The 17,344-nt window shown below is 71.8% G+C and carries 17 protein-coding genes and 1 pseudogene; 2 read left to right on the top strand and 16 right to left on the bottom strand.

Annotated elements, in window-relative coordinates:
* Positions 1-9 precede the first annotated feature (9 nt).
* The 16 genes and pseudogenes from N8I87_RS42925 to fabD form a co-directional block, all read right to left on the bottom strand.
* Entirely contained in the window at positions 10-933 is a 924-nt protein-coding gene (locus tag N8I87_RS42925; RefSeq protein ID WP_263217254.1) for a TauD/TfdA family dioxygenase, read from the bottom strand.
* On the bottom strand, positions 930-2,555 hold the full coding sequence (locus N8I87_RS42930; protein WP_263217255.1) for an AMP-binding protein: 1,626 nt from the start codon (positions 2,553-2,555) through the stop codon (positions 930-932). Before N8I87_RS42930 ends, N8I87_RS42925 begins: the two co-directional genes overlap by 4 nt.
* Positions 2,545-3,198, bottom strand: a complete 654-nt coding sequence (locus N8I87_RS42935) for a thermostable hemolysin (RefSeq protein WP_263217256.1) — start codon at positions 3,196-3,198, stop codon at positions 2,545-2,547. Before N8I87_RS42935 ends, N8I87_RS42930 begins: the two co-directional genes overlap by 11 nt.
* Positions 3,199-3,271: 73 nt before the next feature.
* A complete protein-coding gene (locus N8I87_RS42940) occupies positions 3,272-4,459 on the bottom strand; it encodes an FAD-dependent oxidoreductase (RefSeq protein WP_263217257.1) in 1,188 nt (395 codons plus the stop codon).
* A 37-nt stretch (positions 4,460-4,496) separates the two neighbouring features.
* Positions 4,497-5,489, bottom strand: a complete 993-nt coding sequence (locus N8I87_RS42945) for an aldo/keto reductase (RefSeq protein WP_263217258.1) — start codon at positions 5,487-5,489, stop codon at positions 4,497-4,499.
* 163 nt (positions 5,490-5,652) lie between these two features.
* The gene (locus N8I87_RS42950; RefSeq protein WP_263217404.1) at positions 5,653-6,003 is read right to left on the bottom strand and encodes a hypothetical protein; all 351 of its coding nucleotides are present in this window, start codon (positions 6,001-6,003) and stop codon (positions 5,653-5,655) included.
* A 170-nt stretch (positions 6,004-6,173) separates the two neighbouring features.
* Positions 6,174-6,518 (bottom strand): annotated as a pseudogene (locus tag N8I87_RS42955) (ester cyclase); the annotation flags it as partial.
* A gap of 62 nt (positions 6,519-6,580) precedes the next feature.
* Positions 6,581-7,690, bottom strand: a complete 1,110-nt coding sequence (locus N8I87_RS42960) for a 3-oxoacyl-ACP synthase III family protein (protein ID WP_263217260.1) — start codon at positions 7,688-7,690, stop codon at positions 6,581-6,583.
* A 1-nt stretch (position 7,691) separates the two neighbouring features.
* Positions 7,692-10,046: a beta-ketoacyl-[acyl-carrier-protein] synthase family protein gene (locus N8I87_RS42965; RefSeq protein ID WP_263217262.1), complete on the bottom strand. Its 2,355-nt coding sequence runs from the start codon at positions 10,044-10,046 to the stop codon at positions 7,692-7,694.
* Between the two features lie 38 nt (positions 10,047-10,084).
* Positions 10,085-11,374 carry a beta-ketoacyl-[acyl-carrier-protein] synthase family protein gene (locus N8I87_RS42970; RefSeq protein ID WP_263217263.1) on the bottom strand — a complete coding sequence of 430 codons (1,290 nt, stop codon included), beginning with the start codon at positions 11,372-11,374 and terminating at the stop codon, positions 10,085-10,087.
* Positions 11,371-11,790, bottom strand: a complete 420-nt coding sequence (locus N8I87_RS42975) for a 3-hydroxyacyl-ACP dehydratase FabZ family protein (RefSeq protein ID WP_263217264.1) — start codon at positions 11,788-11,790, stop codon at positions 11,371-11,373. Before N8I87_RS42975 ends, N8I87_RS42970 begins: the two co-directional genes overlap by 4 nt.
* Entirely contained in the window at positions 11,787-13,064 is a 1,278-nt protein-coding gene (locus tag N8I87_RS42980) for a beta-ketoacyl-[acyl-carrier-protein] synthase family protein (protein ID WP_263217266.1), read from the bottom strand. Before N8I87_RS42980 ends, N8I87_RS42975 begins: the two co-directional genes overlap by 4 nt.
* Positions 13,061-13,513 (bottom strand): hotdog family protein, encoded by a 453-nt coding sequence (locus N8I87_RS42985; protein ID WP_263217268.1) that lies wholly within the window; start codon positions 13,511-13,513, stop codon positions 13,061-13,063. The genes N8I87_RS42980 and N8I87_RS42985 overlap by 4 nt, the downstream gene beginning before the upstream one ends.
* 29 nt (positions 13,514-13,542) lie before the next feature.
* The gene (locus tag N8I87_RS42990) at positions 13,543-14,310 is read right to left on the bottom strand and encodes an SDR family NAD(P)-dependent oxidoreductase (RefSeq protein WP_263217269.1); all 768 of its coding nucleotides are present in this window, start codon (positions 14,308-14,310) and stop codon (positions 13,543-13,545) included.
* Positions 14,311-14,481: 171 nt separating this feature from the next.
* Complete coding sequence (locus N8I87_RS42995) at positions 14,482-14,892, bottom strand: acyl carrier protein (protein WP_263217393.1); 411 nt, start codon at positions 14,890-14,892, stop codon at positions 14,482-14,484.
* Between the two features lie 191 nt (positions 14,893-15,083).
* Positions 15,084-16,055, bottom strand: coding sequence for an ACP S-malonyltransferase (gene fabD / locus N8I87_RS43000; protein WP_263217270.1), 972 nt, complete (start codon positions 16,053-16,055; stop codon positions 15,084-15,086).
* Between the two features lie 174 nt (positions 16,056-16,229).
* On the opposite strand from fabD, the gene N8I87_RS43005 reads away from it, so the two are divergent.
* Positions 16,230-16,799: a TetR/AcrR family transcriptional regulator gene (locus tag N8I87_RS43005; RefSeq protein WP_263217272.1), complete on the top strand. Its 570-nt coding sequence runs from the start codon at positions 16,230-16,232 to the stop codon at positions 16,797-16,799.
* Positions 16,800-16,910: 111 nt separating this feature from the next.
* Positions 16,911-17,246: a divalent-cation tolerance protein CutA gene (cutA, locus tag N8I87_RS43010; RefSeq protein ID WP_263217274.1), complete on the top strand. Its 336-nt coding sequence runs from the start codon at positions 16,911-16,913 to the stop codon at positions 17,244-17,246.
* The last annotated feature ends 98 nt before the right edge of the window (positions 17,247-17,344 follow it).

Genomic DNA, 17,344 nt, shown 5'->3' on the forward strand with positions numbered 1-17,344 from the left:
CGCGCCGCGTCAGGCGGCGGCGGGTACGGCGATGTAGCTGAGGGCGTTGTAGATGGTGCGGTCCGGGTCGGTGATGGCGCGGCGGCCGTGCATGACCCGGGTGTTGTCGATGACGGCGACGTCGCCGTGCTGCCAGTCGAGGTTCTCGGTCAGGGCGGCGGTGACGGCCTCGACCTCGGCGAGCAGCTCCGGGGAGAACTCGGTGCCGTCCGCGAAGGTGATCTTCGGCTTCTCGTAGTTGAAGGAGGGGCCGAGGATGCTGTTGGCGAAGGACGGGCGCGTACCGAAGACGGTGGAGTCGGCGGCCGGGGTGGTGTACGAGTAGCGGATGCCGCCGTCGGCCTCGGGCACGATCTCGGTGCCCTTCAACGTGCCGGTCAGGGCGAGCAGTTCGGAGATCTGGATCTCCTCGGCGGGCTTGGTACGGCCCATCAGGTGGTGGGCCATGCCGCGCCACTGGGGCTCGGAGACGTACCGGCTGTAGACGATGTCCTGCGCGGAGAACGCCTCGCGCGCGGCCGGGGACAGGGCCTCCCAGACGCGGTAGCCGTCGCAGACGGTGGTCTGGGAGCCGGAGGTGGCGGCCTTCTCGCAGAAGAACCAGGCCAGGTGGGAGCGGAAGGGGCTGTTGCCGTTCTCGGTGTGCAGGCCGACCTCGTCGAGGCCGGCGTCGACCTTCTGCGCGACGTCGGAGTAGAAGTCGCGGGCGGGGTCGAGGGTGGTGGAGGTGGAGGTGTTCTGCACCAGCGCGGTGAACGACGTCATGTCGGTGTCGAAGCCGCGCAGCAGCAGGAAGCCCGCCTGCTTGAGGAGTTCGAGCAGCTTGGCGGAGTCGATGGCGTCCAGGGCGGTGCCGGCGGCGGGTTCCACCAGCAGGCCGCTGCCGGTGCCGTAGGGACTGGTCTTCAGGGCGGTGTGCGAGGCGGTGGTCATGCCTTCTCCTTGATACGGGTGTCACCGGCGGCCGCACCGGGGGCGCCGCCGAGCACATGGGCGCGGATGACGTCCCGACGCGGGCGGCCGGTGACGGTGAAGCAGCGGGCGTAGTCGGGGTCGTCCTCGGACATCAGGCGGATCACCGCGGCGCGCTCGATGTCGGAGAGCCGCTCCCGGCCGAACTCCTCGATCCGGCGGCGGGCGGTGTCGTGGTCGAGTCCCGCCTCGACGACGAACAGGCCGTGCACCGCCTCGAGTCCGTCGGCGACGATGGCCGCCTCGCGGACGAAGCCCAGTTCGCGGTAGCGGGCCTCGACCCACTCGGGCGAGACGTTGCGCCCGCCCGCGGTGATCACCAGGCTCTTCTTGCGGCCGGTGATGCGCAGATAGCCGTCGTCGTCGAGCTCGGCGAGGTCGCCGGTGTGCAGCCAGCCCTGCTCGTCGACGACGACGCTGGAGGGGTCCTCGCGGGTGTAGCCGGCGAACAGCGAGCTGCTGCGGATGAGCAGTTCGCCGTCCTCGGCCAGCTCCACCTCGACATGGTCCAGGGGGCGGCCGACGGTGCCGAAGCGGACCTCGCCGGGGAAGTTCCAGGAGACCACCGAGGAGTTCTCGCTCAGCCCGTAGCCCTCGTGGACGGTGAGGCCGAAGTCGTGCAGGCGCTGGAGGATCTCGGCGGGCACCGGGGCGCCGCCGCAGGCGACGAAGACCGGGCCCTCGTGGCCGAAGATCCGCAGGTGCCGCTCGGTCACGTTCTCCTCGGGCCGCTGGTCGCACAGGGCGAGGAACAGCCCGGCGACGGTGGGCGGGATGACCAGGGCGGTGGGCCGGGCCCTGCGCAGCAGTTCGAGCATGCGGGGCGCGGCGTCGGCGGCGGTGCCGACCAGCGCGGTGCCGGGCGGCATGAAGGTGACCGAACCGCCCGCGAGGAACGGCATGTAGAGCCCGGCGACCTGCTCGATGAGCAGGCTCAGCGGGACGATGGACAGATAGCGCTCGAACAGGGCGGTGCCGGTACGGGCGCGCAGCGAGGTCAGCAGGGCGTCCATGCCGTGCCGGCGGATCTGTACGCCCTTGGGGGCGGAGGTGGTGCCGGAGGTGTGGATGACCTTGACGATGGCGTCCTCGGCGGGCACCGGCCACGTCGGTGCGGTGGCGGGCGCGGCGGCCCGCAGGGCGGCCAGGTCGATCTCGGTCACCGGGCAGCCCTCGGGCAGTACGCCGCCCTCGCGGTCCTTGGTCCAGCGCTCCAGGGCGTGGGCGCCTGCGGCGTCGACCAGGCACAGGTCGGCCGTCTCGAAGAGGGAGGCGGCCTGTTCGGCGGCGAACGCGGTGGGGACCGGGATCTCCACGGCGGAGGCGAACAGCAGGGCGAGGTCGGCGGCGACCCACTCGGGCGAGTTCTCGGCGAGCAGCCCGACGCGGGCGGGGCGCCCGTGCTCCCGCTCCCACTCGCTCAGCCGGGCGGCGAGGACGAGGGCCGCGCCGATGAGGTCGCGGTAGCCGAAGTCGGTGGCGGGGCCGCCGTCGGCGGACAGCACGCGCACCATGACGTCGTCGCTGTCCGCCCGCGCGAGCAGTCCGGCGGCAAGGCTCACGGTCTCGGTGTCACGCGGCACGGGTCAGCACCTTCTGCTCGGGGCGGTTGCCGACGAACCGCATGTCGACCGATTCGAAGCAGTAGCGGCCGATCGCGGCGAGCAGCAGGGTGCTCTGCGCGGCCGCCTCGGCCCAGCCGACGACCGGCCGGGTGTCGTAGTAGGAGCCCCACAGGGCCGCCTCCTCGGGCGAGAGGCGGTCGCGGGAGGCGTCGACGAGCGGGTGGAAGACCACGCCGAGGTGCTGCATCAGCATGGCCAGCCGGCCGGTCATGGTCATCACCGCGTACGGGCGGCCCAGGCAGGCCATCACCAGGGGCAGGGCCTTGATGATCTCGCCGCCGGCGCTGGCGCGGACGGAGGCGATGTTGCCTATCTGGAGGATCTGCTCGCGCGCGACCTCAGAGCCCAGTTCATCGGCGATGATCTGCTCGACGGGGGCGTCGAGGTAGCGCTCCAGCAGGATGCCCTCCTGCTCGGGGAAGGACAGTCCCGCGCAGGCGAGGGCGGATTCCGTCTCGTCCTCTGCGGTCTCGAAGTAGGCGAGGAACGCGTCCGGGTTGGGCCGGATGCGAGCGTCGTACTGAGCGGCGAACACGTCCTGGACGAGGTCGGCGGCGACCTGCCAGTCCGGGGTGTCGCGCATGGACAGCGTGATTCGCATGGGTGCACCCCCTCTTACGGGGTCGGGTGGGACAAGTAGTCGGATATGAGGTCGGTTGTTGTGGTCGGCGTGGTCACATGCCGAGGACGGCGGGGCGCGGTGCGCTCACCGGCCGTGTCCGTACGGCGAGTTCGGCGGCCATCAGACCGCTGTTGATGGAGGTCTCGGCGAGGATGCCCGGGGCGGCGACGCTGTCGCCGATCAGGTACACGCCGTCGCCCCGGTCGATGGCGGGCCGGTCCCGCCAGGTGTGTCCGGGGTAGTCGACGGCTCCGGTGCGGCCGCGGGAGACGCCCTCGCGGCGCCACAGCATGCGCTCGCGCCAGCCGGGGGTGGTCAGGTCGAACAGCCCCTCCAGCCGCTCGATGGCCTGGGCCTTGTTCTCGCCGGGCCGAAGCGGCATCGCGCCCTGGAAGAGCGCCTCGCCCTCGGGGGCGAGGGAGGGGTCGTGGTCGGAGTACTGGGAGGTGAAGCCGCCCTCGTCCATGTCGAAGGAGACGTTGCCGTCCTTCTTGGAGTGGGTGACGGCCATGTCCACCAGGGCGGCGGTGCCGCTCGGCCAGTCGAGTTGGCTGTCGCCGAGCAGTCCGCGGGCGGCGGCCAGCGAGGTCGCCACGATCACCGGGCCGTCGCTGACCGGCAGTTCGGTGATGCGGGAGTTGGTCTCGATGATCACACCGTGCCGGCGGGCGACGCGCGCCATGCGGTCGACGACCGTGCCCCAGCCGCCGATGAAGTACCGGCTGGGCAGCGGGAACTTGGGGGTGCCCACGCGCAGCAGCCGCTCCCAGATGAACGCCGCGGACAGGGTGCCCGGGTCGCCGTGGAAGACGATCGGGCCGAGGAAGCCGAGGGCCTCGTCGACCGTCTGCTGCGGGAAGATCTTCGAGGCCCAGTCCTGGAAGGACTGGTCGGTGGGGACCGGCCGGTCACGGTCGAGCAGGGTCATGCGCATGTAGCCGGGCGGCAGCGTCATCCGCAGCCGGCCCTGGTGGCGAAAGCGCATCCGGGTCCACTCGTGGAAGGACAGGCGCACATAGTGGCCGGCCACACCGCGCGAGATGAGCCACTGCCAGGCCTCGCCGTTGTTCATGATGGTGTGCGGGCCGTCGTTGGTGACGTACGGCCCCTCGGCCGAGCGGGCGCGGCCGCCGAGTTGGGAGTGCGCCTCGTGGACGGTGACCCGGGCGCCCTGCTCGGCGGCGGCGATGGCTGCTGTCAGGCCGGCCATCCCGCCGCCGATGATCGTGATGTTCACCATGGTTGCTCCTCAGTCACCTTCGCTTCCGCGGCCCGCGTCAGCGGTTGAGCGTGGCCATGGAGTTGGCGGGGTAGCGGTCCCCGACGGTGCTGCCGTACGGGGCGATCTCGTCCAGCGCCGCGAGGTCGGCCGCACTCAGGCGGACGTCCGAGGCGGCGACGTTCTCCTCCAGGTAGGCGACGCGCTTGGTGCCCGGAATGGCTATGACCTCGTCGCCCTGGGCGAGGACCCAGGCGAGGGCGAGCTGTCCGGTGGTGACGCCCTTGTCCGCGGCCAGGGCGTCCAGGCGCTCGACCACGGTGAGGTTGGCCGCGAGGTTCTCCTCCTGGAAGCGGGGGACGATGCGGCGGAAGTCATGGGCGGCCAGCGTGTCCAGGCTGCGGATGCGGCCGGTCAGCAGGCCGCGGCCGAGCGGGCTGTAGGCGACGAAGCCGATGCCCAGCTCGCGGACCGTCTCCAGCACGCCGTTGACCTCTACGTCGCGCGTGGACAGCGAGTACTCGGTCTGTACGGCGCTGAGCGGGTGGACGGCGTGGGCCCGGCGGATGGTGGCCGCGGAGGCCTCGGAGATGCCGATGTGGCGCACCTTGCCGGCGGCCACCAGCTCGGCGAGGGCGCCGATGCTCTCCTCGATGGGCACCTCGGGGTCGACGCGGTGCAGGTAGTACAGGTCGAGCCGGTCGGTGCCCAGTCGGCGCAGGGTGCCCTCGACGGTGGCCCGGATGTACTCGGGGCGGCCGTTGATCTGTCCGGTGATGGTGCCCTCGGGGGAGACCTCGTTGCCGACCTTGGAGGAGACGACGACGTCGTCGCGCCGGCCCGCGATGATCCGGCCGACGAACTCCTCGTTGGTGTGCGGGCCGTAGAAGTCGGCGGTGTCCAGCAGGGTCACGCCCAGTTCGAGTGCCCGGTGGGCGGTGCGCAGGGCCTCGGCCTCGTCGGCCGGGCCGTAGGCGAAGGTCATGCCCATGCATCCGAGGCCTTGCTCGGAGACCGCGAGCCCCTGGCTGCCGAGCTTACGTTGCCGCATGAATCGGTTCCTTCCTGAGCCGTGCGGGCCTCGGAGGGCTGGCGGTTCGGGTCTTGCTCCCCCGGGCACTTACCATTGTTAGAAATCCTAGCATTGACATAATCCGGGAAGCCAGCAGCCCAGCTCGGCAATGCCCGTACCGAGCAGCAGACTTGACGGACGATCAGCGGGCGACGAGCTCGCTGGTGACGTTGGACCAGTGGTGGCCCTGCGCGGCAGCGCCGCCGTCGGCGAGCGCGGCCCACGGGTCGCTGCCGAACACCTCGACGGCCGCCGCGCGCAGCCAGACGTCGAACTCGTCCGCGGAATCGCGCAGCTTGCGCCCCGACAGCGCCGGGTCACGGGACTCCACCTGGAGCACCACCACGTCCTGGCCGCCCACGTTCTGCACGGCGAAGGACTCCTGGACGATGCCGACGCGCCGACGGGAGGCGTCGTAGGCCGTCCGGCGCGAGGTGTCGAGCTCCGCCTGGACCTCGGCCCAGCGCTCGCTCCTGCCGGGCAGCAGCGGCACCAGGACCGAGCCGGGCCTGGCGCTCCTGCGGGCCTCGGCCCGCGCGCCGCCGCGCGCCGCGGGGGCGAGCGGCGCATGCCGAGGACCTCCAGCATGTTGGACTCCACGCCGATGCCCCAGCGCTCCGCGATCTGCCCGTTGTCCAGCAGACGCCACACCACGACGCCGATGAACTCGATGAACTGACCGGTGGGCGCGATACCGAGGAACTCGCCCTTGTGGGTGCCGCGCCAGGTGTTGTGGATGACCACGTAGTTGGCGTGGGCGCTCATGTCCTCGATGGTCACGTGCAGGTCGGGGAAGCCTTCCCGCAGCGCGGCGATGGTGTACTTGACGCCGTCCAGGTCCTCGGTGGCGCCCGGCAGCGGCTGGTGGTCGATCATGTCGGGGCTGTAGATCTTGTCGACGATGGTGAAGTCGCCCTTGTTGACGAAGACGTCGAAGACCGAGCGGATGGTCTTCTTGTTGCGCTCCTCGACGCTCTCACCGGTCTGCACCGTCTGCTGTGTCGACACGTTCCGTCCTTAATGGTCGAAGGGTTTTCGGGATGTGACGGTCTACGGGACGCGACGGGCCGTCACTTCCCGGGGAACGGTGCTTCCCAGGTGAGGGTGAGCCCCGCGTACAGGTAGCGGCTGGCCTCGATGGCGAGCAGCAGCACCTTGTGACCGGGGCGGATACGGCCCTCGGTCCAGCCGGCGTCCAGCGCCAGCGGCACCGCGGCGGAGCCGGTGGCGCCCACGTCGGTCAGGTTCTCGACGATGTTCTTGGAGAGGGTGGCCTGGTCGTCCTCGGACAGCCCGGCGGTGCCATACTCGCTGGCGAAGTACTCGGCGTTGCCCTCGGGCAGCACGCACGCGTCGATGTCCGTGAGGGCGAGCCCGGAGCGCTCCAGCATGTCGTGAATGCCGCGCACGAAGACCCTGGGACCGAACGTGGCGGTGCCGGGGATGTCGAGCTTGATGTCCATCAGCCGCTTGCGGCGCTGCTGTTCGGCCAGCGGTACGTCGGTGCCGCCGCCGACGATGAGCATGCCGGGCTTGCGCTTGCCGCCCATGGAGGCGGTGGCGAAGACCTGCTTGCTGCCCTCGTGCGCGGAGCCCTCCTCGCCGGCGCGCAGGACCACCGCGCCGGCGCCGTCGCCGAAGGTGTAGACGGTGAGCCGGTCGCGCATCCGCACGCGCTGCGGGTCGAGGCCCAGGAAGACGGGGGCGAGCAGCGGGGAGACGGCCTCCACGCCGATCACCAGCGCCGTCCTGTAGGTGCCGTCGGCGAGCTGGCGGCGCGCGATGTCCAGGGCCTGGACGGCGCCGACGCAGCCGGCCCGGACCTCGATCACCGCGACGCTCTCCAGACCGAGCTGCTCCTGGACGTACGTTCCGGCGACGGGCAGCAGATAGTCGGGGCTGGCCGTGGACACCACGATCAGGTCGATCTCGTCGGCCTCGACACCCGCCCGCTGAAGGGCCTGGCGGGCCGCCGCGGTAGCCATCTGCGAGGTGCTGATGCGGTGTTCACCGGTGTCCGGGTCCACCATCCAGTGCCGGCGCTGGACCTGGATGCCCTCCAGGACGTCGTCGGGCAGCGGCCCGGTCACCCGGGCCAGGGCGTCGTTGTCGAGCGGCTCGCCCGGCAGATACGCGCCGGTGGCGAGGATCGACACATGGCGGTCGGTGCTGGAGGGCATGTCACTTCTCCGTAGCGGGACGCAGGACGAGGCTGATGTGGGTGCCGCCGAGTGAGGAGCTGTTGATGAGCTGGGGCCCTTCGTCGACGCCGTGCTCCCAGCCGGTGACCGCGAGCAGGGCGGCCAACTGGGCGCCCGCGCCGATGGGTTCGCCGACGATCCGCTTGGGGGTGTGCACGGTGGCCCGGGTGGAGAGCCGGTCGGTGGCCAGCGCCTCGGGGGCGTCGGCCCGCTTCAGGCCGGCCGCGTTGGCCCAGATCCCGGTCAGTTCCGCGGCCGTGACCCCGGCGTGGTCGAGGGCCTGGCGCATGGCCCGCTCCACTCCCCCACCCTGCGGGTCCCAGCGGCCGACGCCCTGGGCGTCGGAGGCGGTGCCGTGCCCGGCGAACTCCGCCAGGATGCGCGCCCCGCGGGCCCGCGCGGTCGACTCGCGTTCGAGGACGAGGGTGATGCCCGCCTCGGCGAGGGTGTAGTCGCTGTCGTCGAACAGCGGCAGTCTGCGGTAGGCCTCCAGCACCCCCGGCGAGAGGTCCTCGACGGCGGGCACCAGCACGGCCTCCGCCCGGTGCTGCAGCAGCAGGTCGTGGGCGACGGTCAGGGCGGAGGCCCCGGCCGCGTGCCCGGTGGTGACGGTCGACGTCGGGCCCTTGGCGCCGACGTTCATGGAGACCTGCCCGGCGGCGGCGTTGAAGACGGTGTTCGGGAAGATCGCCGGGCTGCCGTGGTCGGGGCAGCCGGCCAGGACCGGCAGCAGGAACTCCTCGATGCTGCGCATCGGGCCGAGTCCGGTGCCGAGGACCACGCCGACCCGCTCGTCGGCGGTGATCCCGGCATGCTCCAGCGCGCCGCGGCAGGTGGCCACGGCGAGCTGGCCGAGCCGGTCCATGCGGCGCCGCTCGCGCGGCGGGATCGCCTTCGGGTCGAAGTCGGCGCGGGCGACGTGCAGTCCGTCCTCGTCGGCGCCGAGGACCCGTCCGTCGCGCCAGGCCTGCCACAGCGCCTCGGCGCCCTCGCCGGCCGAGGTGACCGCCGCATACCCGGTGATCACGACCTTGTCGTCGGCGGGGTCGGCCGGCGCCTCCACGGGGGTGCGCTCCTGGCCGGGACGGCCGAAGGCGACGCACGCGTTGGCGCCGGCGAAGGCGAAGTTGTTCGACAGCGCCGTGTGCATGGCCAGCGGCCGCGCGGTGGGCACCGCGTCCAGGCCGCACTTGGGGTCCACCTCGGTGAAGTTGGCGGTGGGCGGCGCGATCTGCTCGACCAGCGCCTGCACGGTGACGATGGCCTCGACCGCGCCGGCCGCCCCGAGCAGATGCCCGATCATGGACTTGGAGCTGCTCAGCGCGGTGTTCTCGGCGGCCTCGCCGAGCGCGGAGCGCACCGCGTTGCTCTCGGCCGAGTCGTTCTTCGGCGTGCCGGTGCCGTGGCCGTTGATGTAGGCCACGTCCTCGGGGTCGATGCCGGCCGACTCCAGCGCCGCGCGGATGGCGCGGGCCGCGCCCTCGCCCTTGGGGTGCGGGGCGGTGGCGTGGTAACCGTCGGCGGACAGGCCGTAGCCGAGGACCTCGGCGAGGATCGGGGCGCCCGCGGCGCGGGCCACCGACTCCTCGGCGAGGACCAGCATGCCGGCGCCCTCGCCGAGCGAGAGGCCGTCGCGGTCCCTGGAGTAGGGCGCGGCGGGCCTGGTCGACAGCGACTGCAGGCTGGTGAACCCGGCGAACGCCGTCTCCGTGAACGCGTCGCTGCCGCCCACGAGCATGGCGTCGACGCGGCCCGCGCGGATGGACTCGCTGGCGTGGGCGATGGCGTGGGCGCCGGAGGCGCAGGCGGTGTTCACCGACAGCGAGGGGCCCTTGAGCCCGAAGGCACTGCTCACCGCCTCGGCGATGGCCTGCGGCGGGACCAGCAGATTGTGCCGCCCGTCGTCCTCGGGCGAGATGCCGTCGGCACCGCGCCGGGACAGTTTCTCGGCGCTGCGCAGTCCGCCCATGCAGGAGCCGAGGGCCACGCCCCAGCGCTCCGCGGGCACCTCGGCCAGGCCCGCCTGGTTCAGTGCCTCTTCGGCCGCCAGCAGGGCGAAGTCCACGGCGGGTTCGCGTTCGCGGCCGCCGAAGGAGGCCAGGTAGTCGTAGGCGGGACGGCGTTCGGTACGGACTTCGCCGCCGATCTCGGTGGCGCAGCCCTCCATGGGCAGTGCGCGCACCGGGGTGATGGCCGCCTCGCCCGACCGTATGCCCTCCCACAGTGCCGTGGCGCCGTCGCCGTGGGCGGTCACCGCGCCCACACCGCAGACCACGACCCGCCGGGACCGAGCGCCGCGATCCGGCGAGGTGTTGCCGTGCTCGCCGTGGCTCATGTCCGCGCTCCTTTCGGATGTGTCCTCGGATATGTCCGTCATGAGGTCCGCTCCATGGCGATGGCCACCGCCTGGCCCTCCAGGCCACGGGCGACGGCCAGCGCATGGCCGGGCCGGGTCTCGCGCGGGGTGAGCGGGACGTAGTCCAGGTCGCACTCCTCGGCGGGGTTGTGCAGGTTCAAGGTGGCGGGTACGACACCGGAGTCGAGGGTCAGCGCGGCCACGGCGGCGTTCAGCGCCCCGGCGCCGCCGACCAGATGCCCGGTCTGCGGCTTGACGCTGCTGATCTGCGCGGCCTTGGCGGCCGTACCGAGCGCGTCGTGCAGGGCGATGGTCTCGCTGGCGTCGCCCTGGCGGGTGGCGCAGCCGTGCGCGGCGATGTAGCTGCCGTCGGGGAAGGAGCCGCCCGCGTCGCCGAGCGCGCGGGTGATCGCCCTGGACAGCCCGCGGGCGCGGGGCTGCGGGCTGGGCGGGCGGACGCAGTCGTTGCCGGAGCCGAAGCCGGTGACCTCGGCGTAGCAGCGGGCGCCGCGGGCCAGGGCGTGCTCGCGCTCCTCCAGGATGAGGAAGGCCGCGCCCTCGCCGAAGACGGAGCCGCTGCGGTCGCGGTCGAACGGCCGGAAGGCCTCCTTGCCCAGGTCGCTGCGGTCGCTGAGCACGCCGATGCCGTCCATCTTGGACATCGCCCACCAGCCGGTGGCGTCGTCGTAGCCGCCGGCCACGACCACATCGGCCTCGCCGCGGCGCACCGTGCGCATGGCCCGGCCGACCGCCATCGCGCCGGAGTCGGCGGTGCCGGCGAAGTAGGCGTTGGCGCCGCGGATGCCGAACTTCTCGGAGATGTGGAAGCCGGCCGCGGGCTGCAGGCCCTCGACGAAGAACAGCGGGGCGATCACCGAGGAGGCGGTCTGCCCCAGCTTGTGCAGGTCGGGGGTGCCGTCCGGGGAGCGCACGGACTGGAGCTGGGAGATCAGCTCGTCCATGCGGGGCATTTCCTTGTTGCTGCCGAGGAACAGGCCCGTGCGGTGACCGAGGTCGCCCGCGTCCTCCAGGCCGGCGTCGCGCAGCGCCAGGACGGCCGCGGCCAGGGCCAGTTGGTCGCCGCGGCACAGCATGCGCAGGGTGCGCCGCTTCGCCCATTGGGTCGGGTCGAAGTCGTGGATCTCGGCGCCGATGCGGGTGTTCAGCGGTGCCGGGTCGTAGGACCGCAGCGGGCCGATGCCGATGCGGCCCTCGAGCAGGTTCTCCCAGGTCGGTGCGGCGCCCTGGCCGATCGCGGTCATCAGGCCGATGCCGGTCACCATCACGCGTCGCCTGTCGTGGCTCATGCTGTGCCCTCCCAGGGCTCGTCGGCGCTCACCAGCGCCAGGGAGCGAGCGGTGGCGACCACCCGGTCCCCGACCCGGGCGGTGGCCCGTACCTCGGTCGTCTGCCGGTTGCCTCCCGTCACCTCGACGGTGATGTGCACCTGGTCCCCGGGGCCGACGAAGTGCTTGAAGCGCACGCCCCTGACGGATGCCAGGCGCCAGGCCCGCTCGCCCCCGGCGGCGGCCTTCGCCAGGGCCGCCATGCTCTCCAGGAGCAGCACCCCGGGAAGGACGGGAAAACGCGGGAAGTGGTGGTCGAAGCACGGAAGGGTGTTCGGGATATTGCGCACGGCCACGGCCCGGCGCCCCGGCTCGACTTCCACGATCCGATCGAAGACGGGGACGACCGCACTCGTGGCCGCCTGGGTCGTACTCATGCGTCCTCCCGCGCCGCACCGATGACGATGCTGGTGTTGCTGCCGCCGAAGGCGAACGCGTTGATCAGGGCCGTGCCCACCGGCATCTTCCGCGCGGTGTGCGGCACGTAGTCGAGGTCGAGGCCGGGAGCGGTGCGCTCCAGGTTGACGGTGGGCGGCACCAGCGAGTACCGCATGGCGCCGATCGCGGCCAGCACGCCGAGGCCCAGGCTCGCCGAAGTCAGGTGCCCGGCCATGGACTTGGGGGCGCTGACCACCAGCTTCTGGGTGTCGGCGCCGAACACCTTCTTGATGGCGACCGTCTCGGACTGGTCGTTGCCGTGGGTGCTGGTGCCGTGCGCGACCACGTAGTCGATGTCGCCGGTGCCGAGGCCGGCGTCCAGCAGGGCCCCCTCCATCGCCTGGATCGCGCCGGAGCCGTCGGGCGGCGAGTCGGTGATGCGGTAGGCGTTGAGCGTGGAGCCGTAACCGAGGACCTCGGCGAGGATCTCGGCGCCGCGCTCGACGGCGGCCTCCCGCTCCTCCAGTACGACGGCGACGGCGCCCTCGCCGATGACGAAGCCGCTGCGGTCGGCGTCGAAGGGCCGCGAGGCGCGCTCGGGGTCGTCGTTGTGCTGGTCGGTCAGGGCGCCCAGGAGGCTGAAGCCGAGCAGGTCGAGCCAGGTGGTCAGGGAGTCGTACCCACCGGCGACCATGACCTTGGCGTCGCCCTCCTGGATGGCCCGGAAGGCCTCGCCGATGGCGTGCCCGGAGCCGGAGCAGGCGGTGCTGATGCCCAGCATCGGACCGGTGCCGCCGATCATCCGCGTCATGGCGGCGAGTGGCACGTTCTGGTCGTGAGTCAGCGTCACGGCCGGCGGAATGCAGATGAACGCGTCCGGGTTGCCGGTGCTGCTGCGCAGATGACCGATGTCCAGCAGCGTCTGCAGTTCGGGCCGGCCGACGCTGGCGCCCATGGCGACGCCGCGCTCGTCGGCGCCGTACACCTCCTCGGAGAGGGTGTCGAGCCCCGCCTTGCGCACCGCCTCCCAGGCGGCCGCGACGCCGAACTGGCCCACGCGCGAAAGGTGTTTGCGCCCGATGTGCTTCGGGATGGCCCTGGCCGCGTCGAAGTCCTTGACCTGTGCGGCGATGCGCACCGAGAACCCTTCGGCGTCGAAGGTGGTCAGCCGGCCCACTCCGTTGCGTCCGGTGGCCAGGCCCTCCCAGGTCGTCTCGGCGTCGTTGCCGAGCGGGGTGACCGCTCCCACCGCGGTGATCACTACACGTTTCATCCCACCGGCCCTCCGCCCTGCAGCTGGTGCGCCATGCGCCTGGTGTTGTCAGGGTCGTCGAGCCGCTCGGCGTCGATGAGCGCGCACAGGATGCCGGTGGCCTCGAGGACACTCTCGCCGTCGACCGTGACGGTGCCGTCCAGGATGGCGGCCTCGTCGGTCATCGACTCGATCGTGGCGTGCATCTGAAGCACTTCTCCGGGGGCCACGTCCCGGTGGGCGGTGGCCTCGCCGACCGCGAGCAGCGCCGCGCGCAGCCGGTGGTCGGTGCTGATCATGATCAGCCAGGTCGCCGCCTGGCACAGGGCCTCCAGAGCGAGGCCGAAGGGCAGCGCCGGGCCGTTCGGGGTGGCCTGCCAGTACGTCTCGTCGACCGAGGTGACCTTGCGCGCGGTGATGGTCTCGCGCGGGGTGAGCGTCTCGATCCTGTCGATCAGATGGAATCGCATCGTCGTCCCGTCTCCCGTCCCCCGCCGCCCTACGGGCGCCCGATGCCGAGCTGGGCGGTGAAGCCGCCGTCGACGGTGAGCAGTTCGCCGGTGGTGTAGGCGGAGTCGGGTCCGGCGAGGAACACCGCGGCCGCCGCCACCTGCTCGACCGTGGCGAACCGGCGCAGCGGGATCTGCCGCTTGATGCTCTTGCCGCCGTCGCGCTGGAAGACCTCTTCGACCAGCTCGGTCGGCGTGAAGCCGGCCAGCACCGCGTTGACCCGGACCCCGAAGCGGGCGAGCTCGATCGCGGCGCAGCGGGTGAAGGAGTTCAGCGCGCCCTTGGAGGCCGAGTAGTTGGACTGGCCGATCCAGCCGCTCTCGCCCATGGCGGAGGAGATGTTGACGACGGACGCCTCGCCCTGCGCCATGAACTGGTCCATGACGGCGTGCGTGGTGTGGTACGCGCCGCCGAAGTTGACCTTCATGACGTTCCACCAGGCGTCGGGCGCCGAGTCGTAGATCAGCCCGTCGTCGCTGATGCCGGCGTTGTTGATCAGGATGTTCAGCGAGCCCAGCTGGGCGGTGGCCTCGTCGACCAGGCGCCTGGCCTCCTGGGGGTCGGAGACGTCGGCCCCGACCGCGACGGCCCGGCCGCCCGCCGCTTCGATCTCCTTGACCACGGCCAGCGCCTCCTCCTGGCGCGAGCGGTAGTTCACTGCGACGGCCGCCCCCTGTTCGGCCAGGGCCAGGGCGATGGCCCGGCCGATGCCGCGGGAGGCGCCGGTGACCAAGGCGGTACGGTCCTTCAGCTTCATCTCTCTCTTCCCGTTTCTGCTACGAGGTGGGCGGCCTGGTTGCCGGCGGGACGGGCCCGGGGCAGGGCGGGGCGGGTGGTGCCGGGGCCCCGCGGCCGGTGTCCGGGGCGTCATTGACCCGGACACCGGCCGCGGAGACACGGGCGCCGCTCAGGCGGACGCGTGCACCGCTCAGGCGGACGCGGCGGCCTTGGCCCGCTCGGTCAGGAGGTCGGTGAGGTTCTGGACGGTGAACAGGCCCAGCACGCCCTCGGCCGTCAGCGGCTCGTCGAGCCGGCTGCGGTCGAACTGCGGCAGGACGCTCTCCAGGTGCGTCAGGCCGCGGTCGTTGACGACCTCGTTCTCGTCGCCGAACTCCTCGTCCGGGATGCCGCCCTGGAGCAGGTCGGCGATGTCGGAGACGGTGATCTTCACCTTGGTGGCGCGCTCCAGGCGGAAGAGGATGTCGAGCAGGTCGATCGACTCCGCGCCGAGCTCGCCCAGCAGGGTCGCCTCGGGAACGGCCTCGGACTCGTCGATGCCGAGGGCGTCGGCGACGGCCGCCTGCACCGCGGACAGGTAGTCGGTCGACGTGGGAATCAGGGTTTCGGACACCGTTGGCTGCCTTTCGGGTGGTGAGTGCGCGCCGGGGCTGAAAGCGCCCCCGGCACGCGGATGGTCGGGAGGTTCGGGAGGTCGGGAGTCGGAGCGGACAGGGAAGGGACCGGGGCTCGGACAGGGAAGGGGCTGGGACCGGGGCCGGCGTCCGGTGCGCCGCCGACGGCCGCGGCCGGTTACGCGGCGACCGCAGAGGCGGCCGCGTCCTGGCGCAGGTCGCGCAGGAGCGTGGTGATGCGGCGCGCGTCGTTGGTGCTGCGCACCTGGGCGTCGGGCACGGTCCGCTTGGCGAAGCCGCTGAGCACCCGGCCCGGGCCGACCTCGAGGTAGCCGTCGACCCCGTAGGAGGCGGCGGCGTCCAGCACGTCCACCCAGCGCACGGGACCGGCCAGCTGACGCCGCAGCAGATCGCGGGCGTGCGCGCCGTCGCGCACCAGGGCACCGGTCACCGAGCTGAACACCGGCAGCCGGGGGGCGCCGAACTCGACCCGCTCCAGCTCCGCGGCGAACTCGTCCTCGATGACCCGCATCAGCGAGCAGTGGAAGGGCGCGGACACCTTCAGCGGCACGGTGCGCTCGGCACCGGCCCCGTTCGCCAGCCGTACGACCTCGTCGACCGCGGCACTCTGGCCGGAGATCACCGTCTGCCCGGCCTCGTTGTAGTTGGCCACCTCCACCACGCCGGAGGCGGCGGTGGCCGCGCAGATCTCCTCGATCTTCGCGGGCGCGAGACCGATGATCGCGGCCATCGCCCCCGACACCCGGCGCGAGACACCGGCCATGAGCTCACCGCGGCGGCGCACCAGACGCAGCGCGTCGTCGGCGTCGAGGACACCGGCGACGACCAGGGCCGTGTACTCGCCGAGGCTGTGCCCGGCGGCCGCGCCCGGGACGAAGCCGGTCTCCTGGTGCAGCACCTCGTACACGGCGAGGCTGGTGGCGACGATGGCGGGCTGGGCGATCTCGGTGGGCTCGAGCTCCGACTCCGCCGCCGTGGTGCACAGTTCGGTCAGCGGCAGGCCGGTCGCCTCCTGAGCCCGCTCCAGCACGCGTCCCGCCGTGCGGGGATGCTCGCGCAGCAGGTGCTCGGCCATGCCGGCGCGTTGCGATCCCTGTCCGGGAAACATCGTGAATCGGTTGTCGCTCATCCCCGTTCCTACCTCACTGAATTGTGGCGGCGTGGGTCATCGAGCCGTCGACGAGCGGTTCTCGACTCCGCCGAATCTCGCACCCCGCTCTGGCGCATTCCTCGAATGTGTCTCGAAAACCGATTCGGCCGGTTTTCCTTGACGCGGCGGGCGGGCACACCCGAGCGTGTTGCCATGCCGAGGATGAGCGCGCAGGAGAGGCGGACGGCCGTGGTCGGCGCGGCGATGATCGAATTCGCCCGCCGGGGCTACGACGGCACCTCGACGCAGGACATCGCCCGCCGGGCCGGGATCTCGCAGCCGTACCTCTTCCGGCTGTTCCCCGGCAAACGCGCCCTGTTCCTCGCGGCGGCGACACGCTGCGTGGCCGAGACCGCACGGCTGCTGACGCGGGCGGCCGAGGGCCTCAAGGGCGAGGAGGCACGGCACGCGATGGCCATCGCCTACACCCGGGTCATCGTGAAGGAGCCGGAACGCCTCCTGATGCAGATGCAGGTCTACGCCGCGGTGGCGGGCGCGGAGGCCGCGGGCGACCACGAGTTCGGCGAAACGGTCCGCGCCGACTGGCAGAGCCTGTGGCAGGAGGTCCACCTTGCCCTGGGCACCGACCCCGACGACACGTCCTGGTTCATGTCCCGAGGCATGCTGGTCAACACCCTGGTGGCCCTGAACTTCCCACCGGAGCACCGGGTCTGGGAGGCGCTGGATCCTTCGATCGGCGTTGATGCGCTGCGCCGCCGGTGACGGGAAGAGTGCGGGTCTCCTGACCCGGCACGTTTCCGGCCCGCGACGCGTTTCGAGAACTCGAAGGCCGCTGGATAGTGTCGAGATTCACCGACCTGGAAGGGCAGTCGCATGGCCAGCGAGATCGTGATTGCGCAGACGACCATCGACAACGAGGAGCAGGCGAAGACCCTCGCACGCGGCGCGGTCGAGAACCGCTTGGCAGCCTGCGCCCACATCGACCAACCGTTCACCGCGGTGTACCGGTGGAAGGGTGCCATCGAGACCGCCCAGGAGTGGCGGATCTCGTACAAGACGACCACGGACCGGCGCCCGGAACTGGAGGCCTGGGTCACCGAGCGTCACAGCTACGAAGTTCCTGAGTGGATCACTCTGCCGGTGACCGGCGGATCCGAGGCCTACCTGGAGTGGGTGGTCGAGGAGTCGTCGCCAAGGTCCGCCGAGTGACCTCTCACGCCGCGAACTGCTGTAGGTGCCCAGCGAGTTCGTACTCACTCGCCGGAAGCTGCGCTACAACGGTCAGATGCCCTCTAAGTACGTAGCCA

This window comes from Streptomyces sp. HUAS 15-9 (assembly GCF_025642155.1).
Taxonomy (GTDB): Bacteria; Actinomycetota; Actinomycetes; order Streptomycetales; family Streptomycetaceae; genus Streptomyces.